Here is a 24,764-nt window from a genome sequence, read left to right as displayed (position 1 = left end):
CCATCCCTCCCCGCGGAAAGCAAGTGTCTGGAGCGGAAATCAACGGACTAAGTTTATAGTCTAAAAACAACAATTTATACGAAAAGAGCCAAAATAAAAAATAAAAAAATGTATTGACTTATTTTTAATTTCGAAATAATATTGAACATATTAAATCGAAAAACTAAATAAATTGACTATTACTTATCCAGAGAGGTGGAGGGACTGGCCCTTTGAAGCCTCGGCAACGGGTTTGCATTTTGCAAATACCGTGCTAATTCCTGCGAATCGGTACAGTATCTGATTCGAAAGATAAGAAGTAGAATGGTTATTACGAACCCTTCTTCTTATCTGTGTGCGGATAAGAAGAAGGGTTTTTTGTGTTTTAAGCTCTTTTCTAATACTTTGTTGCTATTTGTAGCGAAGTAAAAATCGGCAGAGATTTTACGCAGTAAATATCTAGTAGGATTTTTACGGTTGTTTTTGCACTTATACAAAAAGTATGGGATGAAGAAAAGAGCACGAAGTCAATTTGATTAAGAATTGGAGCTATTTACGAAAAGCAACAATCTTTACGAAAACAGTTGTGTTTTAGAAAGAGGAGGGCCAAGCAGCATGATTAAATTTGAAGGTGTTAGCAAAGTTTTTCAATCAAAAGGGAGAGATGTAGCTGCTGTGCAGGATGTTTCCCTGTCGATTGAAAAGGGTGAAATCTTTGGAGTCATCGGCTTTAGTGGTGCCGGAAAGAGTACTTTGCTTAGACTCGTGAATCTACTAGAAAGGCCGACATCGGGAAAAGTGATTGTAAATGATCAAGTAAATCTTTCTTTATCAGAGAAGGATCTTCGAAAAATGAGGCAAAGAATCGGGATGATTTTCCAAACCTTTAATCTATTCAATTCTCGAACAGTGTTTGGAAATGTTGCTTATCCGTTAAAGCTAGCAAAGGTTCCAAAGCAGGAAATAAAACGCAGGGTGACAGAGCTTCTTCAATTTGTCGGGCTAGCTGACAAAGCAAATTATTATCCAGAGCAGCTATCCGGTGGACAAAAACAAAGGGTCGGCATCGCAAGAGCGCTTGCTACTTCTCCGGATATTCTAATCTGTGACGAAGCAACATCTGCTTTAGATCCTGAAACAACCGGTGATATTTTAAATCTATTAAAAAAGGTTAATGAAGAATACAATGTTACCATTCTATTAATTACTCATGAGATGCAGGTTATTCGAAATATTTGTGACCGTGTCGCTGTTATGGAGAATGGCAGAGTGATTGAAGAAGGAACTGTATTTGATATTTTTACAAAGCCAAAAACACAAACGACACAGAATTTTATTAGCTCCGTTTTAAATGACAAAATTTCGCCTAATGTATTTGAAAAGCTGCGATCGAATCAATCTAGTCGTCTATATCGTTTGATTTTTACAGGAGAAGAAACGAGTAAACCTCTGCTTTCTACTATTGCTAAAAGCTATGAGGTAGATGTCAATATTTTGTACGGCAATATAAGTGATATTCAGGAAGTATTAATTGGCAATTTAATTGTCGAATTACAGGGGGCAGATGATGAGGTAAACAAAGCTGTTGGGTATTTACAGAAATATGTTGAAGTAAAGGAGGTTTTCGATCATGCAGGTTGATTGGAATACATTTTGGCCAAGAGTTGTTCAGGCATCAGGACAAACAGTGACAATGGTGATTTTTACCCTTATTTTTGCCACAATCCTTGGTTCGGTGATCGGTTTACTCTTATTTGTCACTCGTAAAGGAAATATATTGGAGAATAAACCAGTTTTCACGATATTAAATATTTTAATTAATATTATTCGTCCGATTCCTTTTATTATTTTTCTAGTAGCTATCAGTCCGATTACCCGTGCAGTGATGGGTTCGACGATTGGGACAGGAGCTGCAATCTTTCCAATGACCATTGCTGCTTCATTCGGAATTGCTAGGGTAGTAGAAAATAATCTCGTATCAATTGATCCTGGGATTATTGAAGCGGCTAAGGCAATGGGAGCAAGTAAGCTTCAAATCATCTTTGGCGTCTTAATTCGTGAAGCTATGGGTCCATTAATTTTAGGTATTACCTTTATAACAGTTGGTTTAATTGACTTTTCAGCAATGGCAGGAACAGTAGGCGGAGGGGGTCTTGGTGATCTAGCAATGACTTACGGATACCAGCGCTTTGATACATCTGTCATGGTGGTTACGGTTGTATTATTAATTATTCTTGTACAAATTGCACAGTTTGTTGGGAACTATTTTGCGAGAATTTTCCTTCGTAGATAATCTATGAAGATTAGTATAAAACATCATAGGAAAAGAGGAAACGAGAATGAAAAAGTCATTTTTATTTAGTATTATTGTGGTTTTATTGATTTCTATTCTTGCAGCTTGTGGCAAAGAAACCGGTGGAAAAGATAGCAAAGTTGTGACTATCGGGGTAACAGGATCTGACGGACAAATGTGGGATATTATTAAAGAAAAGGCGAAAAAAGAAGGAATTACGATTAAATTAAAGGAGTTTTCAGATTATACTATTCCAAACCAAGCTTTAGCTGACGGAGATATTGACTTAAATGCATTTCAACACATTGCGTTCTTAAATCAATTTAAGAAAGAACATAAATTGGATATTACGCCGATTGGAACAACGCAAATTGCACCAATGGGGATCTTTTCTGATAAATATAAATCGCCTGAAGAAATACCAAATGGCGGGGAAATCGCTATCCCAAATGATCCATCTAACCAGGCACGTGCATTACTATTACTACAATCGTCAGGTTTAATCAAATTGAAAGATGATTTCGGTCTATTTGGTGATCCAAGTGGAATCGTAGATAATCCTAAGAAATTAAAAATTACACCAGTTGTCGCACAGCAGACCCCACGTGTATTAAAAGATGTTGCAGCTTCGGTTATCAATAATGGGGTAGCTGGTCAAGCTGGTTTCAATATTACAAAGGATTCTATTTACTTAGAAGATCCAAATAGCGATTCGGTTAAACCTTATATTAATATCATTGCGGCACGTACAAAGGAAAAGGACAACGAAACATACAAGAAAATACTAGAAATTTATCATAGTAAAGAAGTAGAGGATGCAATCAAAAAGGATACAAAAGGTGGATCAATCGTTGTAAATATACCGATAAAAGATCTACAAGCTTTTATTAATTAATCATATCGATTGTTTTCGCAGGGTTAAAAACAAATAAAACCAAGTAAATATGTAAGAATAGTTATAAAAATAGAAAAGGAGAGGATCAAGGGTGACAACGCAAACGGAAAACTTAAGAGAAGTAATTATCAAGAGCATTGAGGATTCGAAGGAGTTTTATATTGAAGCAAGTCATAAGATTCACGAAAATCCTGAAATCGGAAATCAAGAATTTTTTGCATCGAAGACCTTAACAGAAATCTTAGAAAATGCTGGTTTCGAAGTAACCCGGAATGTAGCTGGTCATGAAACTGGATTTGTTGCGAGAAAGGCCTCTACTAAAAATGGTCCAAAAGTTGCCCTTCTAGCGGAGTACGATGCATTACCGGGTTTAGGTCATGCATGTGGTCATAATATTATTGGTACAACCAGTGTGGCAGCAGGTATTGCCTTAGCCGAGGTAGTAGAGGAAACTGGTGGTGAAGTAGTGGTATTTGGTACCCCTGCAGAAGAAGGAGGACCAAATGGCAGTGCAAAAGGCAGCTTCGTTAAACATGGGTTACTAGCTGGTATCGATATTGCACTTATCATTCATCCGGCTGGGAAAACGAGCTTAACAACTCCTTTCCTTGCTGTCGATCCTCTCGATTTTCATTTTTATGGCAGAGCCGCACATGCATCAGGCTCACCTGAAAAGGGGGTCAATGCTTTAGACGCAGTGATTCAATTATTTAATGGTATAAATGCGCTACGCCAGCAATTACCGACAGATGTGAGAATACACGGCATCATTACTCATGGTGGTGATGCTCCAAATATTATTCCTGAATACGCATCAGCTAGGTTTTTTATTCGTGCAAATACGTGGAAGCGTGCTGAAGAAGTATCACAAAAGGTGCGTAAAATCGCTGAAGGTGCTGCGCTTGCTACAGGAAGTACTGTGAAGGTGGAACGATTCCAAAACGAAGTACATGATTTCGTTATCAATGATTCTCTTGATGAAATAGTAGGTAAAGAGTTAGAGCTTTTGGGAGAGAAAGTTATCACAGAAACAGGAAAAGGAGTAGGATCTTCAGATGCTGGAAATGTTAGTCATGTCGTCCCTACAGCACATCCTTGCATCAAAATTGGACCAGATGATTTAATCGGTCATACAAATGAATTCCGCGAATGCGCCGGTTCTCCTCTAGGTGAAAAAGCATTAATAACAGGAGCGAAAGCATTGGCGTTCACAGGATATCGTATTTTAACGGAACCTGATTTGCTTGAAAAAGTCCGTGCTGATTTTGAGGCGGGAATAAAAAATTAAAGAATGATAGATGGAAGAGGTGGTGAAAATGAAAACCACCTCTTTTTTGCGGTTTCCTTTTCATTCCGCATATTCCTTTCTTCGACATTTTTCATCCAAATTTAGCAAATATCATATTTTTAGATGACAAATTTCGCTTTTTCTAAGATAATATAAAAAGTAAATACAAGTTTTTACAACTTAAATAATCGAAAATTGAGGGATTTTATGAATTCAAGATATAGTAAGAAAAAAAGAAAAGTGAGAAAAGGAAGAATCTTCCTTTTTGTCTTTTTAATATTAATTTTAGCTGTAGGAGGCTATGCATATTCTCAATACTATCAAGGTAAGAAACAAGCAGGTAAAGGGATGGTAAAACAAGAGAATATTGAGTTTAATGGAAAAAAAGATGAAAAAGGAAGAATAAACTTTCTATTGCTTGGGGTCGATAAGCGAAAAAATGAAACAAAATCACATACAGATACAATTATGGTCGCACAATACGATCCTAAAAGTGGAGATGTAAAATTAATATCGTTAATGCGTGATATGTTTGTGGATGTTCCAGGTTATAAAAAGTGGAAAATCAATACGGCATTCTTTTTAGGTGGACCGGAGCTGCTTCGACAAACGATTCAACAAACCTTTGGTCTGGATGTCCAATACTATGTTCAGGTAGATTTTAAAGGATTTGAAAAAATTGTTGATACACTTGCACCAGATGGAATTGAAATTGATGTTGAGAAAAAAATGTCCAAAAATATTGGTGTAACATTAGAACCGGGATTACAAAAGTTAAATGGAAAAGAGCTGCTTGGCTATGCTAGGTTCAGACATGATGCTGAAGGTGATTTTGGGCGTGTAGCTCGTCAGCAAAAAGTTATCAATGCTTTGAAAAGTGAAATTCTTAGTGTGAATGGAATTACAAAAGCACCTAAGCTAGTTGGAACGATTCAACCATTTATTCAAACGAATATTAGTACGACAGATAGTATTGCCTTATTAACAAAGGTATTACTAAATCAACCGAAAAAAATTGAAACTTTAACAGTACCTGTGAAGGGTGCCTTTACCGAAGGGCGTTCAGACTACGCAGGTGCGGTATTAGAAATTGATCAGGAAAAAAATAGACAAGCGATCGATGCCTTTTTAAACGGTGATAATACTGAAGAGGCGAATACAACCGATTCACAATCGAATCCGTAATGAAGCTAAAGAAAAAGACCAAATTTTTATGTTTGGTCTTTTTCTTTTATGGAGTTTTATCCTGAGCAGTGGTATTTGTTGGTTAGGAAATACCTTTTCCCTGGATCATTGCCTTGGATGTTTATTGAAACTTCCAAATATTTCTAGATTGTATTTAAATCATTTAAAAAGTGATTCCGATCTCCTTCTTTTTTTATGTTTTTACTTGCTTCTAGAGCGAGATCCTTATAATGGTTGACTTCATTTTTGTTTCCTGCAACTTGATGGGCACGGGCTAAAGCCTCAAATGCAAAAGCTAAATCGAAATCTTCAATACCATGCTCAAGACAAATCTCTAAATTTCGTTTCGCATGAAAAATGGCAGGCTCTGGTCTTTTTAGAACAGAATAGACCCTTGAAATTTGCCATTCACCTCTCGAAAAATTGACAGGCGCACCGACAATTCCCCAATGATAGCGGGATGCATGTGCTTTATGAATCATCGTATCATCATCCGTTTGTGACCTCTCTGTTTTTTCTAACAGATCCCATACCTGATTAAAACATTGAATAGCTAGTTTTTTATGTATTTCTTCTGAAATGATTCCTTTTGCTTCTGTCATCTTTTGTCTTCCTCTACAAAATAATGTTTTCCTTATTTTCTAATATTCTTCATGCTTTTGCAAATGAAAATATTTTGTCTTTTTGTTAAAATTACTCTTTTGATTCTGCAAGCAGTACTATACGTAGTATAACTACCTGAACGTGTACACCGTTGGGCAATTCTTATATAAATGGCCTAAAACCATACAAATTCATATTCAGTTCATAAAACCATTGTATAGTGATAAAAAATGCTTAGCTATTGAAAGGATGAATATAAATGGAAGGGATAAAAAAGCAAAAAGGCTGGAAGCAATTTATTCAATTGGTTCAACAGACGAAGCCATCAAAATTGCTTCTTTGCATAGCTTTAATATTAAGTGTAGGTACAACTATAGTAGGATTATGCGTTCCTTTGTTTACGAAAAATCTTATTAATGATTTTTCACTAAGTTCGTTGGGAACAGGAAAAATCATTCTACTCGTTTCGGCAATGATCATTCAAGCATTAGCCAGCGGAATATCGATTTATGTATTAAATCATATCGGGCAGTCGGTTGTGGCGGGGATAAGGGATCGATTGTGGAAAAAGCTTCTCGTATTACCTGTGTCCTATTATGATGAGCATCAAACAGGTGAGACAGTCAGTAGATTGACGAATGATACGTCAGTAGTAAAAGGATTAATTACAGAACATCTTTCCAGCTTCTTAACAGGGATTATTTCCATTATAGGCTCAATCATCGTTTTACTTATATTAGATTGGAAAATGACTTTATTGATGTTTATTGCGATTCCACTGTCATTTATAATTTTAGTACCATTAGGCAGAAAAATGCATCAGGTATCAAAAGGAATGCAAGATGAGACAGCACAGTTCACTTCGGTTATTCAGCAAGTATTATCGGAAGTACGATTAGTTAAAGCGTCGAATGCAGAAACCATTGAATATAAGAATGGGAAAAAAGGAATTACCCAATTGTTTAAATATGGGTTAAAAGAGGCAAAGATCCAAGCATTAATTGCTCCTTTAATGGGTTTAATCATCATGGTATTACTTGTCGCTATTCTAGGTTACGGTGGAATGAGGGTATCCTCAGGGGAGTTAACAGCAGGAGATTTAGTTGCATTTATTATGTATCTGTTTCAAATTATCATGCCTTTAGGGCAATTAACAACATTTTTCACTCAATTTCAAAAGGCAACTGGAGCAACTGAAAGAATCATTTCAATCATTGAAACTGATCAAGAAGATAATGAATCTAGTCAAAATGTACAAAATATTAACCAATCCATAAAAGTAAACCATTTAACATTTTCTTATAAAAAAGGGGAAGATGTACTTAAAGATATCAGCTTCTCGGTAGATTCCGGTAAGGTTACTGCAATTGTAGGTCCTAGTGGGAGCGGAAAAACGACACTATTCTCTTTGTTGGAACGATTTTATCAACCACAACAAGGAACGATTCGACTAGGGGAAGAGCCAATTGATCAATTTTCGCTGCTATCCTGGAGAAGCCAAATTGGTTATGTTTCACAGGAAAGTCCGATTGTTGCTGGAACCATTCGAGATAATATCTGCTATGGAATCGATAGGAAAGTAGATGAAGCCGATTTATATCGTGTAGCGAAAATGGCTTACGCTGATCAATTTATTTTAGAGCTTCCGAAAGGATTTGATACAGAGGTTGGAGAAAGAGGTATTAAGTTATCCGGGGGACAAAGGCAAAGAATTGCTATTGCACGTGCATTTTTAAGAGATCCAAAAATATTAATGCTTGATGAAGCGACCTCAAGCCTGGATAGTAAGTCTGAGCTAGTTGTCCAAGAAGCATTGCAAAACTTAATGAAGGGTCGAACCACACTGATTATTGCACACCGCTTATCAACGGTTATTGATGCAGATCAAATTCTATTTTTTGAAAAGGGGAAAATTACAGGAAGAGGTACACATGAAGAGCTTTTAGAAACTCATTCCTTGTATCGTGAGTTTGCTGAGCAGCAATTAAGACTGAAAGTAGCAGTAATTTAGGGGAAAGGAATGTGAATAAATGACTAAGCTGTTAATGGTCGATGATGATTCCCATATTCGAGAGCTTGTCCTCCTTTTTTTAAAAAAGGAGGGGTTCGAGCTGTATGAAGCTTCAGATGGAATAAAAGCCATGCACTTAATGGAAAAGGTGAAGATGGATCTTGTCATCATCGATATTATGATGCCGAATATGGATGGCTGGCAGTTGTGTCGGGAGATTAGAGAATACAGCGACATTCCTATTTTGATGCTGACCGCAAAAGGTGAAACCGCACAAAAAGTTAAAGGTTTTGAGCTTGGAGCGGATGATTATCTTGTAAAGCCTTTTGAGCCGATTGAGCTAGTGGCACGAGTAAAGGCTATATTAAAAAGGTATAACATTACTGTTTCGCAAACAATTGAAATAGAAGACTTCAAGTTAAACAGAAAGACGCATGAAATTTCATTTGGCAAAAAGGACTTCACGATACCTCTTAAAGAATTTGAACTTTTGTTTAAACTAGCGAGCCATCCCGGAAAAACCTTTTCTAGAGATCATCTTATTGAAGATATATGGGGATACGATTATGAAGGGGACGAACGAACCGTGGATGTTCATATAAAAAGATTGCGAGAACGTTTTTCAGATACAAAATTCCCTTTCCGGATTCAAACTATCAGGGGATTAGGCTATCGGCTTGAGGTAAAAGCATGAAGAGATTCATACGACACGTATATGGCATACTCATATTTTTTATGATGGTCACCGTTAGTTTTTCAGCAGCTTACTTTATTGTATCTTATTTATTTCACTTATTCGGTTTTCGTACAACTGATTATATACAGCATTTAGTAACTACAGTAATAGGATTTTTTATTCTGGGTGGAGTAGCTTTTATCTTTTCAATCATCATTCGTTCGAAGCAACGGAATCTTTTTCAAGAAGTCATTGATGCTTTGAGAAGAATTGCAAAAGGCGACTTTAATGTACGCTTGGAAACGCTGAAAAGAGAAGATCCTTTTACCACATTAATTGATCATATTAACGATATGGCCAAGCAATTAAAGGAAATGGAAGACATGCGCCAGGAGTTCATTTCAAATGTTTCCCATGAAATTCAATCTCCGCTTACCTCTATCAGCGGATTTGCGCGAGTACTTCAATATGATCAGCTTAGTCAGGAAGAAAGAGCCCACTATCTTGGTATTATTGAAACGGAAAGCAAAAGATTATCGAAATTAAATGATAATCTCTTGAAGCTTACGTCACTAGAATCGACGAATCATCCGTTTGAGAGAAAAAACTTTCATTTGGATAAGCAGATTAGAAACATTATTTTAGCCTGTGAACCACAGTGGGTTGAAAAAAGTTTGGAAATAGATGTATCACTTGAGAAGATAGCCATCGTTGGAGATGAAGACCTTATGAGCCAAGTGTGGACTAATTTGATTCATAATAGTATCAAATTCACCCCGAACTTTGGAAGAATCCGCGTCCAACTACAGCAAGTTGATGACAAAGCAATTGTAAAAATTATGGACAATGGAATAGGAATTTCGAAAGAAGATCAAGTGCATATATTTGAACGATTTTATAAAGCGGATAAAGCACGAGAACGATCAAAGGGTGGCAGCGGCTTAGGTTTATCCATAGTCAAAAAAATTGTTGAAATGCATAAAGGTACTGTATTTGTGGACAGTGAAGAGGGAAAAGGAACTGAGTTTACGATCTCTTTGCCATTGTCATAAACAGATTTAATGAATAAAATACACCTCAAAGGAGAAGGCTTTTGAGGTGTATTTTTTTAAATTAATCTTCAGAGCGTATTTCATAATATAGGAAATGCATCATTAGAGTTGGAAGTACAGAGAATTATGTTTTTTTTACAAACTTAATCGTTTCTTTTGAGGATATTAAAGATAAAGGAATAATTACTATTAGTGTAATAAAAATACTAAGAACATTCGAGGTAGGCGAATATATATCGAAAGTGTTAACTAATAGCCCTAATAATTTAAAATAGACAAATAAATACACTGCAGCAAAAATTAAAAAGACAACAGTCTTCATAGAATTCCTCCTTAAGTTTACAGCATATCTTAGGTATATCCATTTAACAGTATTTTAATTCTGAATTATCAAAAAATCAACACTTAGAATAAATTTATCAAGCTTATTTTTAACACAAAGCCATTTTCTTTTTGACAAATTATCGAAAAAAAATAATTTTACTCTCAAAAACCTGAAAGCGGTAACATTAATCTGAAGTAATTTTTCGGAAAATATAGTATAATTTAAATAATAACTTTTTTGGAATTGCGAGGGATCACCATGAACCAATTTACCTTAAGAGGAAAGAATGTTTCACTTAGAAAGCCAAGCTATGAAGAATTGGAATATGTAAAATGGCTATGGGCTGATGAGGAAACGATGAAGGCAACAGGAGGACCCATTAATTTTCGCGAAGAGGACAAAAAACGTTGGTATGAAATTATGGTTAGTCCAAGTAATGGAAAGCATTTTTACTGTTTAATTTTCAATAAAGAGAATAAGCCTGTTGGAGAGGTTAGCTTTCATAAATACGATAAAATAGCGAAAACCGCTGAATTTAATATTAAAATAGCGAATCCGGAACGTGGAAAGGGCTATGCATCAGAAGCTACTAAACTTTTGTTAGATTACTATTTTAATGTCTGGAACGGCGAGATTATGAGGGATTCAATCGCCATAGATAATACAGTCGGTCAAAAGGCTTTACTTAATTTAGGATTTGAGAAAGTTTATTCTGATGAAAAAGTATTCCTTGCAGCAATGACAAAAGAAAAATTCAACCGCCGCTACAAAAAGGAAGTAGGGGCATAAAATCCCCATACTTTTAAAATCGGAATTGTGATAAAAACTGTAGAAATTGAGTTTCCTTTGCATGCTCATATTTTAAAATGGCATATGTTTTGGCAATAGGCATATTTATAAAAGGGCAAGGAGCTTCTAGTAATCTACCTTCTAACAATTCGCGGCGTACAGTAGAGGAAGGTAAAAAGGATATACCCAGGCCTTCGATGATGAAGCGTCTCGTCACATGAACTTGTGAAACAGCCATTGTTTTTAATGATGGGAATTTTGGATGTAAAGATTGTAATAAACTATCCCAGTATTCTGGATGATTATGTGTAATTAAATAGTGATTAGATAACAGCTCTTCTGCGTCAAGCGGCGGGGCTGTTTCGCTGTCTCTTCCATCATGAGGGACGACTAGAATGACTGGATCTTCATATAAAGGGCGACAAATAAGATCCGAATTCTTTGTTTGCGACCGTGAAAGCCCTATATCAACCTCTCCTGATAAAACTTTTTCTGAAATCTGCACGGAATCAAGTACTTGAACGGAAATTTCAATTTCAGGATGCATGAGCATAAAACGTTTTAAAACATAAGGCATGATTGACTCTGCAATTAAAGGTGACATTGCCAATGCCAGCTTTTGTGAAAACCCCTGACGAAATCGATTTAAATCAGCCATCCCTTCTTCATACATGCTAAGCATATTTCGAGCAATCGGTAAAAACCTTCTCCCTGCCTCCGTTATGATTACCTTTCTACCGTCCCTTTCAAATAAAGGACTCCCAATTTCTTCTTCAAGAAGCTTAATTTGTACAGTAACTGTTGGCTGTGAAATAAAAAGCTCCTCTGCAGTTTTACGGAAATTCTCATGTTTAGCAGCTGTTATAAAGGTATGTAGCCACTTGAAATCCACATTCCTCACCTCTAATTAAGATGATTAATTAAATTAATTAAAAATATTTAATTTTTTTAATTAATTATAGCATCTATAATATAAATAACAAAATAAGGGAGGAACATACCATGATTCAACACGGGCTAAAGGGAGTCATTGCTGCTGAAACTGCAATAAGCTATATTGATGGGCAAAAAGGTCATTTAGTATACAGAGGGCATGAAGCAAGGGAGATTGCATTAAAATACACCTTTGAAGAGGCTGCTTATTTTCTTTGGTATGGAGTACTACCTACTGGAGATGAAGTGAAGGATCTTGATAAAAAATTAAAAGCAAATCGAGTACTTCCGGAAAATATCCAATCGATTATTCATCATTTACCAAATGATATGGAATTAATGAGTGTAATAAGAACAGTCATCTCAAGTATGGGAGATTCAGGGTTTAAATGGAAGCCTACGATTGATGAAGCCATTCAGTTAACTGCAGTTATTCCAACCATTATCGCCTATTGGAAACGAAAAGCATCTGGATTGCCGCCAGTAAAGCCTAATGAACAGTATGGTCATGTAGAAAATTATTTATATATGTTAACAGGTGAAAAACCATCCAAGGTCCATGTAAAAGCACTTGAAACCTATATGATTTTAACATTAGAACATGGAATGAATGCTTCGACATTTTCTGCAAGAGTGACGGTCTCGACAGAATCAGATATGGTTTCCGCAATTACTTCAGCTATTGGAACAATGAAAGGGCCACTTCATGGCGGTGCCCCATCAGATGTAACAAAAATGCTGAACGAGATTGGAAAAAAGGAATATGCGGAAAAATGGTTAAGAGCGAAACTTGAAAAAGGCGAACGATTGATGGGCTTCGGGCACAGGGTATATAAAACAAAAGATCCTAGAGCACTAGCTTTAAGAGAAAAAGCATTAGAGGTCGGTCAAGATGATCCATGGCTAGCATTAGCCTTACATGTAGAACAAACAGCCATTCGGCTTTTAGAAGAATATAAACCAGGCCGTAATCTGTACACAAATGTAGAATTTTTTGCAGCAGCCGTCATGCGTTCAATCAATATGGAGGATGATCTATTCACACCAACCTTTACAGCAAGCCGAATCGTTGGCTGGACTGCACATGTGTTAGAACAGGCAGAAAGAAACGTACTTTTCCGCCCGGAATCTCAGTATATTGGTCAGCTTCCTGATTTTTAATTTAAAGCTTTGTTTTTGAACGATTTTAATAAAAGGATTTTAAAACTAGAGTATTTTTCACAGCGTAAGAAACCTAAGTAGAAAGGCTTATTTTCAATTAATTTTAATGAGCCATACATACCTTATGTAGTATGGCTTTTTATTTAGGTGAAAAAAGGCATCAACGGTCATCAAAGTCTTCGGATGAAAGCCCGTTCCCGGTGTAAAAGTGCATCAACGGTTATCAAAGCGCCGGTATGAAGCCCGTTCCCGGATAAAAGTGCATCAACGGTCGTCAAAGGGCCCGAATGAAGCCCGTTCCCGGTGTAAACCAGCATCAACGGTCGTCAAAGCGCTCGAATGAAGCCCGTTCCCGGTGTAAACCAGCATCAACGGTCGTCAAAGAGCCCGGATGAAGCCCGTTCCCGGTGTAAAAGTGCATCAACGGTTATCAAAGCGCCGGTATGAAGCCCGTTCCCGGATAAAAATAGCATCAACGGTCGTCAAAGGGCCCGAATGAAGCCCGTTCCCGAATAAAACCAGCATCAACGGTCGTCAATATGCTCAGATGAAACCAGTCTCCCGCTCCAAAGGGCCACATCGGTCTTCAAAAGAATCGAAAGAATGCTACTTTAAAGGACCTATCGATAAGGTTCATATATTCTTAATTATTTTTCCCTTGAATATCAACATAAAAAGAAGACTTACCGTGTCCCATAATATTAAAGTTTCTTGATAAAATCCTTTGTATCGTTTTCTTAGAATTAATAATTCTACACCATTTATGAACTGTATTTGTGGTAATTTTTTTATCAGGAAAAAGCATTTTTATTTCCTCTACGCTTCGTATTACTGCAGCTGTGATTTCTTCTTTGGCACCACATTTATGACATAATAATATGTCTCTGTTAAAGATTGAAACAAAGGAATGGCAGAATGCACAAGTTATACCTTTTTCAAGTTGGTCATAATGATAATCAGGTATCTTCATGTAAGGTGATTCTTGTAAATGATAGTCTATTAATTGTTGTGCAAATTTAGAGTGTTTATCTTTTAATGGAAATGATCTCATATTTATTTTATTCAAAAAGCGATTGATCTGTGATGGGAAAATAATAGGTAGATTCCTTGGGGCTTGATATAAATAAAAATCGGGGTTAACGAAAATAAGGTAAGCTTCGATCGAAGAGTGAAATCTAAGATCCTGGAGTAATTGTCGGAACAAGGATTCACTTCGTTTTAGCTGAAGAAGCGGATTTTTTATTTCAGTTCCTGATAATGTATACCATTTGTCAGCGTCGATATAAAAATCACCTTCATAATTTTTTACGTCAATAAGGTAAGTTGTTTTTTGAGATATTAATACACTATCGATTTGAAATACATTATTATTCATTTCAATCAATAAATCATTTAAAATAAGCCAATCCCCTGAAAGGTCCTCTAACCATTCGTCAAACTTTTGCTCACCTTTAAACCCTTTTACAAGGGTTAATAGGTAACTTGCTTCCTTCGCTGACAAATTCATTCGCATATTTAAGCATCTTAAAATCTTTAATTCTAATGATTCGAAACGACGTTTAATAATCATATCCCACATCCTTCATCTGAATTTTTAGTAACTCTATTTAATTCTATGAAATATTATTTATATTTACAATATTTAATATTCAAATATGTACAGGCTTTATTTTCGGGCGTAATTTGTAAAATCCTCGGCAGAATTGAAGAAAAGATGAAACCTTTTGAAAGTTATATTCGTCAATATATTGTAAGTAATTTAAGAAGAGTTTTCATATCAGGAAGAGTATTTTGAAAAAAGTAAAAGAAAATTAATTGGATATTTCAATGCGTCCCCCCGCATTTTTATATATAGATAAAAGCCCGTACTGCATTTAAGTAGTACGGGTTTACTTTTCCTATGCCGAAATTTTCAATTCATCGTAACAAATTTTTATTTTTGAATCGGCTAACAACCATATAAACGATAGTAATGGGAAATCCAAACGCAAAAATTATAACTAAAAATGGTACTATTTCTTTAATTGACTTCGGCCACATAGGGGCTTGGATTGAAACATGAAGTATAAATGTAAACACAATAATATAGAATAGACCAACAAATACTCGCTTTCTTTTTCCTAGTATTTCGGAAATTCCTGCTACAAATATCATCACAAGCACTACACCTACAATATATTGAATAAAGGGAAACCTCAGTATCTCAAAATCTTTTGAGATTAAAGCATAAATCGATAGAATTAAAATAATGACTCCAGTGGTAACTTTAAATATTTTCAACCGATATTCCCCTATTGTATTCGACCTTTATAGCCTAAAAGCAAAGCTTCACCCCAGAATCCCCTTAATCATACTTAAAAGTTCCATTCTACATACTTAAATCCTTCTTTTAGAAAGTATTTTCAAAAAAATCTTGCATCTTAAAATAAATTCGATTAATATCTAATTAGATATCTATTAAATCAGAGGTGTTCACTATGCAAATGAGCAAAATTGTTGAATTCCATAAAGCGTTAGGGGATTTAACTCGGGTTCGAATTATTGCGTTGTTGCAGCAAGGGCCGCTTCACGGGCAAGCTATTGCTGGCAAGCTTGGTCTGAAGCCGCCAACCATTACACACCATATAGCAAAGCTTAGGGAGGTTGGTTTAATTAAAGAGCGACGTGATAAAAACACCATTTATTTTTCGTTAAATGAAAAAATCCTTGAGGGCAGTGCGAAGGCGATTCTGTCTGTAGGTATACGAGGGGGAACGAATATGGAAATGTCGGTTACTGAAGAAGAACGAGCAAGTATCATTAATAATTTCATTACAAGGGATGGGAAGCTGAAAAACATTCCTGCACAGCGTAAGAAAAAACTTGTTGTGCTCGCACATATTGTAAAAGGTTTTGAGTTTGGAAAGGTGTATCCTGAAAAAGAAGTAAACGAATATTTGAAACAATATCATGAGGATTATGCAACATTAAGACGAGAATTGATTATGTGCCAATTCATGTATCGAGACAACAATCAATATGAAATGAATCCACCTGAACTGTGGTGGTTACGTTAGAAAAAATATGGCTATTTTTATCCATATTTTTTTGCGAAACTAATTAGATAATTATTTAATTAGATCTATATAAAAGTAGGTGAATGGGATGGTATTTTCATTTTTAAAAGAAAATAAGCAGTATAAGAAATTGTTTTTAGCGGGTATGATTAATGGAATGGGCGATCGTTTTAGTCAAGTAGCGGTTCTTGCTATGTTATTACAAATCACTGGGTCGGGTTTTGCAGTTGGGATAACGATGGCGCTGCGGCTGTTACCCTTTTTGATTTTCGCGCCAATAGGAGGGAGGCTAGCAGATCGCTTTTCGAGAAAAGGGATTCTAGTAACTACAGATTTAGCGAGGATTTTATTTGCGTTGTCATTTCTGCTTGTGAATAGTAAGGAGGATATTTGGATTGTTTATGTAAGCTCCTTTGTGCTGGCAGTAGGGGAAGCGATTTATGCACCCACTAGAAAAGCATCGATTCCTCGTCTCGTTCAAAAAAAACATCTTCTTAAAGTGAACAGTTTGGAACAAGTAATGGTTGGTATCGTTCTAGTAGGTGGTGCTTTTTCGGGTGGAGTTGTGTCGTATTTATTTGGACCGAACATGACCTTTTGGCTTAATGGAATATCCTTTTTGGCTGCAGGATGGCTGATATCTACGATTACATTTCCGGAAAAGAAGGAAAATGAAACGAATCAACACCATGAACCTGTTCGGTTTTCAGCTTTGAAAAAAATAATAATGATGTCGGTACCTTTACAAATAATATTATTATGTGAGTTTTTAATACCTATGATAAACGGAATCGATAATGTACTTATTAGTGTATATGCTGTGGAAATATATAAACTCGGTGATTTCGGTGTAGGTCTATTTTACGGAGCACTCGGTATTGGTCTCATTACCAGCTTTTCTGTCGCAAACAGACTAAAAAAGCATTATCTCTCGACAGGGCTGATCTCCTTAATGCTGGAGGGAGTATTATTAATTTTGTTGAGTAAGACCCATTTTCCGATACTTGCTTTTGTTATTTTTTGCTTTACTGCTTTTGTGGCAGGGATTGGAAATGCCTGCTTCGATACGGTTTTAATGAATGAAATTTCTGATGAACATCAGGGTAGTATGTTTGGCCTCTTAGCTACCATTTCTAATACTATGCTTGGAATTTCTATGTTTTTAGCTGGAAGTGCATTAGAGTTTATTGAACCACGATTATTAGGTTTTATTGGCGGAATCTCTTTTATCTTTGTATCTCTTTTTCTTATTTTTACCTTCACAATAAAAAAATCTAGGTATCCAGCTAATGAATAAAATTAGGTGAAATTCCATCTTTATGGTACTTTTATGCAAAATATAATTAGACTATTCAGAAACGATTGTAATATAATGGGTATGTCCGGTAGATTAACTGAATTTAAAGCCTTCCTCATATAAAAAGTTGTTTTCTTGACGTTTGTTACAATATCGTATATTTTGTATATCCTAATGTCAATCTTGATTCAAACGTAACAAATTACTAGAAAAGAGCAAATAATAGGAGACTGATAAAAATGAATGACATAACTAATTTAACGATTGATCAGCTATGGCAGGACATAGAAAAGATGTTGAATGATAATCCTAATCCTTTTAAAGAATTAAATGCGATTTATCAATTTGACTTATTAGGTGACGATGGCGGTACTTATCAATTAGTATTTGCAAATGGTACGGCTGAAATACTGCGGGAGAATTTCCTTGAACCAAAGTGCACATTGCAAATGAAGGGGTCAGATTTCAAAGAGTTTTTACAAGGGAATATGAATAGTGCTGCTGCCTTTATTATGGGGAAATTAAAGGTACAAGGAAGTTTGGGCCTTGCCTTAAAATTAGAAAACTTATTGGGAAAATATGAGCTCTAATATATCTTTGCAGCCCATTTCCGATCTAACTGCTGCAGCAATCTTCATTGCTGAGTATAATAGCCATACTCGTCACCATGTTGGTTATTGTGGAGATCAATGGAAGGAAATCCTATATACACTTCAAAACCATTTTTCTGATTTACCCAAACGGGAGTCGATAATAGGTGCATATGATAATAACGAGTTAATAGGAGTTCTTGGTTTGGATGTAGATAAAGAATCGAAGGAAGCAGAAATATGGGGACCCTTTATTAAATGTAGCAATTGGGATGAGGTTGCTCAGGGCATGTGGAGTGAATTATTAAGACGAATGTCCATTAAGGTGGTTCGTTTTCATGGCTTCTACAATAAAAATAATCAGCATGCTGCTAGATTTATGAAACAGCTTGGTTTTGTCAAAGGGGGAAACCATAATATATTATGTGCAAAACCATTCCATCAAAATGATTGCCAAAACCTACACCTTCAAGAGATATCCCCAGATCTATATCAATCATTTATACTCCTGCATCAGCAATTGTTTCCGGAGACATATTATGATGGAAGCACCATTCTTAATCGTTTAAATGATCAAAGAAAAGTGATTGTAGCAAATAATAATGGACAATTACAAGGCTATGTTTACTTTGAAGCTAATCCGGAATATAAAGAAGGCAGTATTGAATTCATCGGTGTATCACCTGACCATAGAAAAAAAGGTATTGGAAGGAATTTAATTAAAGCGGCGCTAAACCAATTATTTTATAAGTTCCAAATTAACGAAATTCAACTTTGTGTTGATGCCGACAATGAAAAAGCCTTAAAACTATATATGAGTGCCGGTTTTATTAATAAGCATGAAGTTATTTATTATGCGAAATAATAAACCTTGTATTGGAAAAAATAATAAGAACGAGTATCAGCTTATTCCTCCTCTTTCAACTTATGTGAAGCAGGGGGATTTTATTCATAAGGGTATTATGTTATTTCCTTATTCCTTCGTGAGTTAAATTTATATAAAATGTTTATCCTAAACAAGATGAGTTATTTGAAAGGGGATATCATAATTTGTTTATACGATATTCTATTATTTCCATATGGACTTTTATCGATCCATTTTATCATCTAATAAGACGTCTTAAATATATTGGTTCTTTTCATAATAAGAAGGCTATCTTTCGAGTGAAGCTTACAAAATATAAGGGGAAAGACTTTTTGTTAACGGATGGGACATTGATTACGAAAAACGACTGTTTATTGAAAATCCATTTACACAATGTCCGTATTTTAAGGGAAGTGATTTCAATAAACCACCCTGTACAGCGTACAAGAGCTATTTATAAAATGGTTGAACAATCGATGCCCTTATTAGCGAAGTTTATCGAAGATCATAAAAGAGCTGACAATATTAAAGGCGTTATAGGCATTACCATGCTTAACAAAGGTGTAAAGAAGCTGGGATTTGAGCAAATGTATCCAGAAAGTGGGATATACACTCAGTTTAAAAGAATTACGCAAATGCCTATATTTCTTCTCTCTACAACATCGCTTTCCTTCCGCAGAATTAAAAATCAAAAACCAACTTATCTTTTTATGTCAAAATCACAGCTATTTGAAAAATATTTGGGGGTTTAATCCTCCTCTTTTTTTTGGGCTAAATTTCATGTTATATTTCATAACATGAAAATAAAAATTTATGAATATTTATTGACATTAATAAAAACTCCTCTAAAATATATAACAAATAAGATCGTATGTTATGTTTTATAACATAAAATTATTATATTTTATAACACTAGGAGGATTGCAATGGGAACAGAAATATTATTGAATAGTATTTGGGTAATGTTGGGGGCAATATTAGTTATTCTTATGCAAGGTGGATTTATTTTACTGGAGTCCGGATCCGCACGTATGAAAAATGCAGGACATATTGCTGGTAAAACAATCATTACATTTGGTATTGGATCCCTTATATTTTGGTCAGTTGGATATGCTTTTATTTTTGGTGATTCTTCAAACTTTTTTATAGGACTTTCTCACTTTTTTTACTCCGGTTATGAAATAGATGGTAATAATCTCTCTACTTCAGTCTTCTTTTTGTTTCAACTCGCTTTTGCCACGATCTCATTAACCATTGCTTTTGGAGGGTTTGCAGAGCGTGCGAAATTTTCCACTTATGTTATCTTTTCTATCCTCTTTTCAATTGCTGTTTATCCAGTCATTGCCCATTGGATTTGGGGAGGCGGTTGGTTAGCTGAACATGGCAAACAAGACTTTGCAGGCTCAACAGTTGTCCATTTGACAGGAGCGATGGCAGCATTAGCTGCTACAATTTTATTGAAGCCGAGAATTGGTAAGTACAATAAAGATGGATCGGTGAATAATATTTTTGGTCACAACCAAGTGTTTACAGCATTAGGAACTCTTTTACTGTGGATTGGATGGTTTGGATTTAATGCAGGCAGCACCCTATCAGTTAAAGATGGATTCTTTGGCTTTGTTGCGCTAAATACGAATTTAGCAGCCGCTGCCGGTGCATTTGCTGCCCTTCTGATTTCGTGGATGGTATTAGGTAAATCGGATATTACTACTATATTAAATGGCGCATTAGCTGGACTTGTAGCTATTACCGCATCGTGTGCATTCGTCACTACTTGGGCATCTGTAGTAATTGGCTTTGTAGCTGGAATATTAGTGTTTTATAGTATGAGATTTTTTGATAAAAGAAAAATTGATGATCCTATCTATGCTTTATCTGTTCACGGAACAGCAGGTGTATGGGGAACTTTATCAACAGGTTTCTTTGCAACAAAGGAATTGGCAACAGTGGGATCGCCTGGCTTATTTTATGGTGGAGGCTTTCATCAATTAGGTGTGCAATTTATAGGCGTATTTGTATCAGGTTTATATGCTTTTGTTGTTTCGTTTGTTATCTTGTATGTGATGAAAAAGCTCATGAACGGACTTCGTGTTTCTGAAGAAGAAGAAATCGTTGGTCTTGATTTAAGTGAACATGGCAGCTATGGGTATCCGGAAATTATTTCAAAAGGAAAAGCAAGTTAAAATAAATGTTACGAGAGGTTAGGAACAAACTTATTTAAATGACAATTTTCGCGTAGTGTGATTGAGTTGAAATACTAGTTTATTAGGATTTAACGATCTTTTAATCAAACGTTTGATTAGTTTATTGAGAGTTGCCTTTTCTGCAAATTTTTCAAATGAAATTTATAGAAAGTATTATTATACCGGTGTTTTAAAGGTATTTAATCAAACGTTTGATTAAATACGGTATTGGCGATTTTTGTAGAAAAGTCGTTTTGAGGTTGCTAATAAAATATCTGAAAATTTTTTGTAGAGAAAAAATTGTTTCATAGTTTATGAAAATGGTATACAATGGATGTGCCAATTAAATAACGTTACCACAAGGGGAGCAATATTGCTGAGAGTGAACATTAAGTTCTGACCCTTCGAACCTGTTAGTTAATTCTAGCGTAGGGATGTGGCTTTAATGAAGGCTGTTTTTGTATAGAAAAAGAGTCTTAATGAATAATGATCAATTATTCTTTCTTAAATATTCCCTCTTGAGGTATCGTTTATTAATTAAACATTACATAGGAGGGATTTTTTTTATGAAAAATTTTCGTTTAGTTGTACTTATTGAAATAGCACTATGTGCGGCATTTGCTATGCTTTTAGATTTCATACCATCTATTAAACTATCCCCAGCTATTTCAATTTCATTTAAGATGGTTCCCATCTTTATTGTTGCCTTTCGCTGGGGAGTAAAAGCGGGTTTTGTTTCAGGGTTATTATGGGGGCTCCTGAAAGTTGTTACAGGAGATGCTGCTGGCGGTATTTTAACTCCTTTACAAGGATTTATCGAATATTTTATCGCTTTTGCATTTATCGGAATAGCTGGTTTCTTTCAGCCTTTAATACAATCCAGCATCCAGGAGGGAAGTAGAAGAAAAGCTGTTTTCTGGGCCGCTATTGGAGTATTTTTCGGAAGTTTAGCTCGATATTTTTGGCACTTTCTTGCAGGCTTTATTTTTTGGGGAAAGTATGCTCCAAAAGGGCAATCAGCTGTTTTATATTCTTTTATCGCGAACGGAACATCAATGATTGGATCTTTCATACTCTGTGCAATTATTTTAGGTATTCTTATTTCTATGGCGCCTATCCTAGTGAAGAAATTAGCGTAAGAGATACTATTTAAAAAGTTCAACATTCCTTGTGGAAAAACTTATATTTAAGTGACAATTTTCGCGTAGGGTGATTCAGAAAAAACATCAGTTTAATAAGGGTTTAGTGATCTTTTAATCAAACGTTTGATTAAGGATTTAGATGTTGATTTTGTAGAAAATTGTAAGGAGGGCAGCCTAAGGTAAAGTGTTCAATAACATTGCCTCGGGCTGCCCTCTATCATTTTTTATTTATACTTTGTTTTTATAAAAAGGATATAAAGGATTTTTAGTAAAGCTGCAAGAAATAATTATTAACTAATACTTTAAGAGGAGAAATACTAGCATGCTCAGTAAAGAGATCATTTTATATGAACGAATGAAGAGACAAAGTTTACTCGATCCCATTGATATTGAAAATAGACATACAGAATATATTGAACTATTTAGGCTGTTACAGCCCGTTGCACCTGTTCATTTTACACGGCCAGGCGATCCTCCAAGATTAGTACATCGAACAAACATCGATGATTTTTTACTATCAAGTAGATTAAGAGAGAAACATCGAATGGTAAAAGGTCGATTTATTGGAGGACGTGTTGGATATGTACTCCAAGAAGATTTGAAACTGTATGCTACAGTATTCCGAAAAACGCTAAAAACGATTAAGCCCATTCATGAAGAGATTATCGGTTTAATTAAGAAAACCGGAGGAATATCGAAAGAACAGCTGAAAGGAGAACTTCCATATACAAGCTCGGAAATTACAAAGGCTTTACAAAGTCTACAAGAAGCCTTTTTAGTATATGAAGACCAGGTTGATACAGACTGGGATACAGGATGGTTCGATTTTGCTACTGAATGGTTTGAAATAAATGTAAGTGATGAGGAATTTATAGATTCTCTCAAAAACGTGATCTTAAATTTTTTAAATGGAATGGTATTCGCTTCCGAAGAACAAATTAAGAGCTGGTCAAGCTTAAGTATTAAAGTAATAAGGTCTGTAATAACAGTATTACAAGAAGAAGAAAAAATTGCGCTTGTTGATATTAAAGATCTCGGTAAAGGCTATATGCGAAGTGAAGATGTAAAAGAATATAAACAATTAACTGATTTTCGTTCGGTATTTATGTTGGATAAATCCGATTTTTTAGTGCGAGCGAATATGTCAGCACTTAAGGAAAAATATAAGGGTTATGAAGTATTACAGTATTTGTTAATTGATGGAGAATTTAAGGGAGCAGTTATTGGTCATTGGCGAATAGGACCTTATGATCTTGAAGATATAGTAGTTGAACCAGAAGTAAATACTAGAAAAGAAGAAATTATTGAAGCTATAAGAAATATCTATCCTGAAGATACCACAGCAATATTAAAATATAATGGGGAAGATTTGTAGATTGATTTTTTTATTGCTTTTGTTTCCTTAATATGTTAAAAACAATCTATACATCTTATTTCTAGGTAGGTGATATATTTTGTTTAATCGGGAACTTGTGAAGGGAAGTACTTCGCTGCTTTTATTGCATTTATTAGATGAACGAGACATGTACGGTTACCAATTAGCGAAGGAAATGGAAAGAAGAAGTGATGAAGCACTTCATGTAAAAGAAGGGACATTATATCCTGCATTGAAAAAGTTAGAGGAAAAGGGATATATTGATTCCTATTGGCAGGAGCAGGAAAAGGGGCCAGCTCGAAAATATTACCGTATTACAAAGGATGGAAAAGAGGTTTTACTTCATAAGTCAAAGGAATGGAACAGTTTTGTCAGTGTGATGTCCAAGGTGTTGGGAGATTCATAATGTTAAAGTTAAAGGTTGAATATATAGATAATGTAAAAGTAGCTTTAGACAATCATCCTGATGCAGTTGGAATTTGTAATGAAATCTCTTCGCATATTGAAGAGGGAGTAAAGGAAAGAATGCTATTAGGGGTTAGTGAGAAACAAGCGCTTGAAGAGGTACTCGATTCCATGGGGGATCCTATAGAATTAGGAAAGGGTTTTTGTACAACATCCAATTCAAAACAGAATACCCCAATACATTTTATTCTAATAAACTGGTGTTTTTTTATTGGCGGTTTTTTCATAGCAATCAGCAATCAAGCATCGTTATTTCCGATATTGAGCAATGTCTGGACTTTCTTGGTCCATATGTCTGAGTACATTCTTCTGCTTTATTTACTTTACTGGTTTTACATAGGATATTTTATCGGTAAACAATATGGACCAAAGGGGAAAAGGCTTGTACGTAAAACGTTAATAGTCGCTTTAATTCCTAATGTAGCTTTAATGGTAGCGGTTCTTTTTGAATTTTATCCAGAAGGCTTTTTCTCACCTTTATTAAATCCGATGTTTCTTTTCTTTTGTGTTTTGTCCACTTTATGTTTCTATCCGATTAGTAAAGTAGCTTATAAATTTGGGATCGTAAATGGTCTCTAATTTTTTAAAATACTACATAGAA

Annotated in this window: 25 protein-coding genes and 2 riboswitches; of the genes, 20 read left to right on the top strand and 5 right to left on the bottom strand. The window is 35.3% G+C overall.

What is annotated here, in order from left to right; all coding sequences use genetic code 11:
- Positions 1-180: 180 nt before the first annotated feature.
- A riboswitch (SAM riboswitch) is annotated at positions 181-298 on the top strand.
- A 296-nt stretch (positions 299-594) separates the two neighbouring features.
- From ACQKP0_RS02945 to ACQKP0_RS02925, 5 genes are all read left to right on the top strand, one after another.
- Entirely contained in the window at positions 595-1,620 is a 1,026-nt protein-coding gene (locus ACQKP0_RS02945; protein WP_427404310.1) for a methionine ABC transporter ATP-binding protein, read from the top strand.
- Complete coding sequence (locus ACQKP0_RS02940) at positions 1,610-2,272, top strand: methionine ABC transporter permease (RefSeq protein WP_427404309.1); 663 nt, start codon at positions 1,610-1,612, stop codon at positions 2,270-2,272. The genes ACQKP0_RS02945 and ACQKP0_RS02940 overlap by 11 nt, the downstream gene beginning before the upstream one ends.
- A 46-nt stretch (positions 2,273-2,318) precedes the next feature.
- Positions 2,319-3,167 carry a MetQ/NlpA family ABC transporter substrate-binding protein gene (locus ACQKP0_RS02935; protein ID WP_427404308.1) on the top strand — a complete coding sequence of 283 codons (849 nt, stop codon included), beginning with the start codon at positions 2,319-2,321 and terminating at the stop codon, positions 3,165-3,167.
- Between the two features lie 91 nt (positions 3,168-3,258).
- Positions 3,259-4,455 carry a M20 family metallopeptidase gene (locus tag ACQKP0_RS02930; protein WP_427404307.1) on the top strand — a complete coding sequence of 399 codons (1,197 nt, stop codon included), beginning with the start codon at positions 3,259-3,261 and terminating at the stop codon, positions 4,453-4,455.
- A 207-nt stretch (positions 4,456-4,662) separates the two neighbouring features.
- Positions 4,663-5,640: an LCP family protein gene (locus ACQKP0_RS02925; protein ID WP_427404306.1), complete on the top strand. Its 978-nt coding sequence runs from the start codon at positions 4,663-4,665 to the stop codon at positions 5,638-5,640.
- A 143-nt stretch (positions 5,641-5,783) separates the two neighbouring features.
- Here the strand turns inward: ACQKP0_RS02925 and ACQKP0_RS02920 are convergent, their stop codons facing one another.
- Positions 5,784-6,242, bottom strand: a complete 459-nt coding sequence (locus ACQKP0_RS02920; protein WP_427404305.1) for a hypothetical protein — start codon at positions 6,240-6,242, stop codon at positions 5,784-5,786.
- Positions 6,243-6,502: 260 nt separating this feature from the next.
- Here ACQKP0_RS02920 and ACQKP0_RS02915 point away from each other — a divergent pair, with 260 nt between their 5' ends.
- Genes ACQKP0_RS02915 through ACQKP0_RS02905 form a run of 3 tightly spaced genes read left to right on the top strand, consistent with a single transcriptional unit; the run spans position 6,503 to position 9,982 of the window.
- Complete coding sequence (locus tag ACQKP0_RS02915) at positions 6,503-8,254, top strand: ABC transporter ATP-binding protein (RefSeq protein WP_427404304.1); 1,752 nt, start codon at positions 6,503-6,505, stop codon at positions 8,252-8,254.
- A gap of 19 nt (positions 8,255-8,273) precedes the next feature.
- Complete coding sequence (locus ACQKP0_RS02910) at positions 8,274-8,948, top strand: response regulator (protein WP_427404303.1); 675 nt, start codon at positions 8,274-8,276, stop codon at positions 8,946-8,948.
- Entirely contained in the window at positions 8,945-9,982 is a 1,038-nt protein-coding gene (locus ACQKP0_RS02905; protein WP_427404302.1) for a sensor histidine kinase, read from the top strand. Before ACQKP0_RS02910 ends, ACQKP0_RS02905 begins: the two co-directional genes overlap by 4 nt.
- 124 nt (positions 9,983-10,106) lie before the next feature.
- On the opposite strand, the gene ACQKP0_RS02900 is transcribed toward ACQKP0_RS02905, so the two are convergent.
- Positions 10,107-10,304, bottom strand: a complete 198-nt coding sequence (locus tag ACQKP0_RS02900; protein WP_427404301.1) for a hypothetical protein — start codon at positions 10,302-10,304, stop codon at positions 10,107-10,109.
- A 261-nt stretch (positions 10,305-10,565) separates the two neighbouring features.
- Between ACQKP0_RS02900 and ACQKP0_RS02895 the strand changes: the two genes are divergently transcribed.
- The gene (locus ACQKP0_RS02895) at positions 10,566-11,096 is read left to right on the top strand and encodes a GNAT family N-acetyltransferase (protein WP_427404300.1); all 531 of its coding nucleotides are present in this window, start codon (positions 10,566-10,568) and stop codon (positions 11,094-11,096) included.
- 13 nt (positions 11,097-11,109) lie between these two features.
- On the opposite strand, the gene ACQKP0_RS02890 is transcribed toward ACQKP0_RS02895, so the two are convergent.
- Entirely contained in the window at positions 11,110-11,988 is an 879-nt protein-coding gene (locus ACQKP0_RS02890) for a LysR family transcriptional regulator (RefSeq protein ID WP_427404299.1), read from the bottom strand.
- A 110-nt stretch (positions 11,989-12,098) separates the two neighbouring features.
- Between ACQKP0_RS02890 and ACQKP0_RS02885 the strand changes: the two genes are divergently transcribed.
- Entirely contained in the window at positions 12,099-13,190 is a 1,092-nt protein-coding gene (locus ACQKP0_RS02885) for a citrate synthase/methylcitrate synthase (RefSeq protein ID WP_427404298.1), read from the top strand.
- A 643-nt stretch (positions 13,191-13,833) separates the two neighbouring features.
- Here ACQKP0_RS02885 and ACQKP0_RS02880 read toward each other — a convergent pair.
- Both ACQKP0_RS02880 and ACQKP0_RS02875 read right to left on the bottom strand, forming a co-directional pair.
- Positions 13,834-14,760, bottom strand: a complete 927-nt coding sequence (locus ACQKP0_RS02880) for a nuclease-related domain-containing protein (protein ID WP_427404297.1) — start codon at positions 14,758-14,760, stop codon at positions 13,834-13,836.
- 347 nt (positions 14,761-15,107) lie between these two features.
- Positions 15,108-15,470, bottom strand: a complete 363-nt coding sequence (locus ACQKP0_RS02875; protein ID WP_427404296.1) for a hypothetical protein — start codon at positions 15,468-15,470, stop codon at positions 15,108-15,110.
- A gap of 197 nt (positions 15,471-15,667) precedes the next feature.
- Between ACQKP0_RS02875 and ACQKP0_RS02870 the strand changes: the two genes are divergently transcribed.
- The 10 genes from ACQKP0_RS02870 (at position 15,668) to ACQKP0_RS02825 (ending at position 24,742) form a co-directional block, all read left to right on the top strand.
- On the top strand, positions 15,668-16,246 hold the full coding sequence (locus ACQKP0_RS02870) for a metalloregulator ArsR/SmtB family transcription factor (RefSeq protein WP_427404295.1): 579 nt from the start codon (positions 15,668-15,670) through the stop codon (positions 16,244-16,246).
- 88 nt (positions 16,247-16,334) lie between these two features.
- A complete protein-coding gene (locus tag ACQKP0_RS02865) occupies positions 16,335-17,543 on the top strand; it encodes an MFS transporter (protein WP_427404294.1) in 1,209 nt (402 codons plus the stop codon).
- A gap of 239 nt (positions 17,544-17,782) precedes the next feature.
- The gene (locus ACQKP0_RS02860; protein WP_427404293.1) at positions 17,783-18,133 is read left to right on the top strand and encodes an SCP2 sterol-binding domain-containing protein; all 351 of its coding nucleotides are present in this window, start codon (positions 17,783-17,785) and stop codon (positions 18,131-18,133) included.
- Positions 18,123-18,998: a GNAT family N-acetyltransferase gene (locus ACQKP0_RS02855; RefSeq protein WP_427404292.1), complete on the top strand. Its 876-nt coding sequence runs from the start codon at positions 18,123-18,125 to the stop codon at positions 18,996-18,998. The genes ACQKP0_RS02860 and ACQKP0_RS02855 overlap by 11 nt, the downstream gene beginning before the upstream one ends.
- A 185-nt stretch (positions 18,999-19,183) precedes the next feature.
- Positions 19,184-19,750, top strand: coding sequence for a YkoP family protein (locus tag ACQKP0_RS02850; protein WP_427404291.1), 567 nt, complete (start codon positions 19,184-19,186; stop codon positions 19,748-19,750).
- Positions 19,751-19,924: 174 nt separating this feature from the next.
- The gene (locus ACQKP0_RS02845) at positions 19,925-21,181 is read left to right on the top strand and encodes an ammonium transporter (RefSeq protein ID WP_427404290.1); all 1,257 of its coding nucleotides are present in this window, start codon (positions 19,925-19,927) and stop codon (positions 21,179-21,181) included.
- A 351-nt stretch (positions 21,182-21,532) separates the two neighbouring features.
- Positions 21,533-21,633: riboswitch (TPP riboswitch) on the top strand.
- Between the two features lie 114 nt (positions 21,634-21,747).
- Entirely contained in the window at positions 21,748-22,320 is a 573-nt protein-coding gene (thiT, locus tag ACQKP0_RS02840) for an energy-coupled thiamine transporter ThiT (RefSeq protein ID WP_427404289.1), read from the top strand.
- 325 nt (positions 22,321-22,645) lie between these two features.
- On the top strand, positions 22,646-23,698 hold the full coding sequence (locus tag ACQKP0_RS02835; protein ID WP_427404288.1) for a hypothetical protein: 1,053 nt from the start codon (positions 22,646-22,648) through the stop codon (positions 23,696-23,698).
- Positions 23,699-23,777: 79 nt separating this feature from the next.
- Positions 23,778-24,104: a PadR family transcriptional regulator gene (locus ACQKP0_RS02830; protein ID WP_427404287.1), complete on the top strand. Its 327-nt coding sequence runs from the start codon at positions 23,778-23,780 to the stop codon at positions 24,102-24,104.
- The gene (locus ACQKP0_RS02825; protein WP_427404286.1) at positions 24,104-24,742 is read left to right on the top strand and encodes a permease prefix domain 1-containing protein; all 639 of its coding nucleotides are present in this window, start codon (positions 24,104-24,106) and stop codon (positions 24,740-24,742) included. The genes ACQKP0_RS02830 and ACQKP0_RS02825 overlap by 1 nt, the downstream gene beginning before the upstream one ends.
- Positions 24,743-24,764: the final 22 nt, after the last annotated feature.

The sequence above is a fragment of the Heyndrickxia sp. NPDC080065 genome (genome assembly GCF_050281185.1).
Lineage (GTDB): Bacteria > Bacillota > Bacilli > Bacillales > Bacillaceae_C > Heyndrickxia.
The sequence above is the reverse complement of the archived record's forward strand: the minus strand, read 5'-3'. Positions and strand labels throughout refer to the sequence as shown.

Excerpts from the sequence above, each read along its gene's own strand:
- ACQKP0_RS02945 (WP_427404310.1), top strand. The coding sequence starts at position 595 with ATGATTAAATTTGAAGGTGTTAGCAAAGTTTTTCAATCAAAAGGGAGA.
- ACQKP0_RS02940 (WP_427404309.1), top strand. The coding sequence starts at position 1,610 with ATGCAGGTTGATTGGAATACATTTTGGCCAAGAGTTGTTCAGGCATCA.
- ACQKP0_RS02935 (WP_427404308.1), top strand. The coding sequence starts at position 2,319 with ATGAAAAAGTCATTTTTATTTAGTATTATTGTGGTTTTATTGATTTCT.
- ACQKP0_RS02925 (WP_427404306.1), top strand. The coding sequence starts at position 4,663 with ATGAATTCAAGATATAGTAAGAAAAAAAGAAAAGTGAGAAAAGGAAGA.
- ACQKP0_RS02920 (WP_427404305.1), bottom strand. The coding sequence starts at position 6,242 with ATGACAGAAGCAAAAGGAATCATTTCAGAAGAAATACATAAAAAACTA.
- ACQKP0_RS02915 (WP_427404304.1), top strand. The coding sequence starts at position 6,503 with ATGGAAGGGATAAAAAAGCAAAAAGGCTGGAAGCAATTTATTCAATTG.
- ACQKP0_RS02910 (WP_427404303.1), top strand. The coding sequence starts at position 8,274 with ATGACTAAGCTGTTAATGGTCGATGATGATTCCCATATTCGAGAGCTT.
- ACQKP0_RS02905 (WP_427404302.1), top strand. The coding sequence starts at position 8,945 with ATGAAGAGATTCATACGACACGTATATGGCATACTCATATTTTTTATG.
- ACQKP0_RS02900 (WP_427404301.1), bottom strand. The coding sequence starts at position 10,304 with ATGAAGACTGTTGTCTTTTTAATTTTTGCTGCAGTGTATTTATTTGTC.
- ACQKP0_RS02895 (WP_427404300.1), top strand. The coding sequence starts at position 10,566 with ATGAACCAATTTACCTTAAGAGGAAAGAATGTTTCACTTAGAAAGCCA.
- ACQKP0_RS02885 (WP_427404298.1), top strand. The coding sequence starts at position 12,099 with ATGATTCAACACGGGCTAAAGGGAGTCATTGCTGCTGAAACTGCAATA.
- ACQKP0_RS02880 (WP_427404297.1), bottom strand. The coding sequence starts at position 14,760 with ATGATTATTAAACGTCGTTTCGAATCATTAGAATTAAAGATTTTAAGA.
- ACQKP0_RS02870 (WP_427404295.1), top strand. The coding sequence starts at position 15,668 with ATGCAAATGAGCAAAATTGTTGAATTCCATAAAGCGTTAGGGGATTTA.
- ACQKP0_RS02865 (WP_427404294.1), top strand. The coding sequence starts at position 16,335 with ATGGTATTTTCATTTTTAAAAGAAAATAAGCAGTATAAGAAATTGTTT.
- ACQKP0_RS02860 (WP_427404293.1), top strand. The coding sequence starts at position 17,783 with ATGAATGACATAACTAATTTAACGATTGATCAGCTATGGCAGGACATA.
- ACQKP0_RS02855 (WP_427404292.1), top strand. The coding sequence starts at position 18,123 with ATGAGCTCTAATATATCTTTGCAGCCCATTTCCGATCTAACTGCTGCA.
- ACQKP0_RS02845 (WP_427404290.1), top strand. The coding sequence starts at position 19,925 with ATGGGAACAGAAATATTATTGAATAGTATTTGGGTAATGTTGGGGGCA.
- thiT (WP_427404289.1), top strand. The coding sequence starts at position 21,748 with ATGAAAAATTTTCGTTTAGTTGTACTTATTGAAATAGCACTATGTGCG.
- ACQKP0_RS02835 (WP_427404288.1), top strand. The coding sequence starts at position 22,646 with ATGCTCAGTAAAGAGATCATTTTATATGAACGAATGAAGAGACAAAGT.
- ACQKP0_RS02825 (WP_427404286.1), top strand. The coding sequence starts at position 24,104 with ATGTTAAAGTTAAAGGTTGAATATATAGATAATGTAAAAGTAGCTTTA.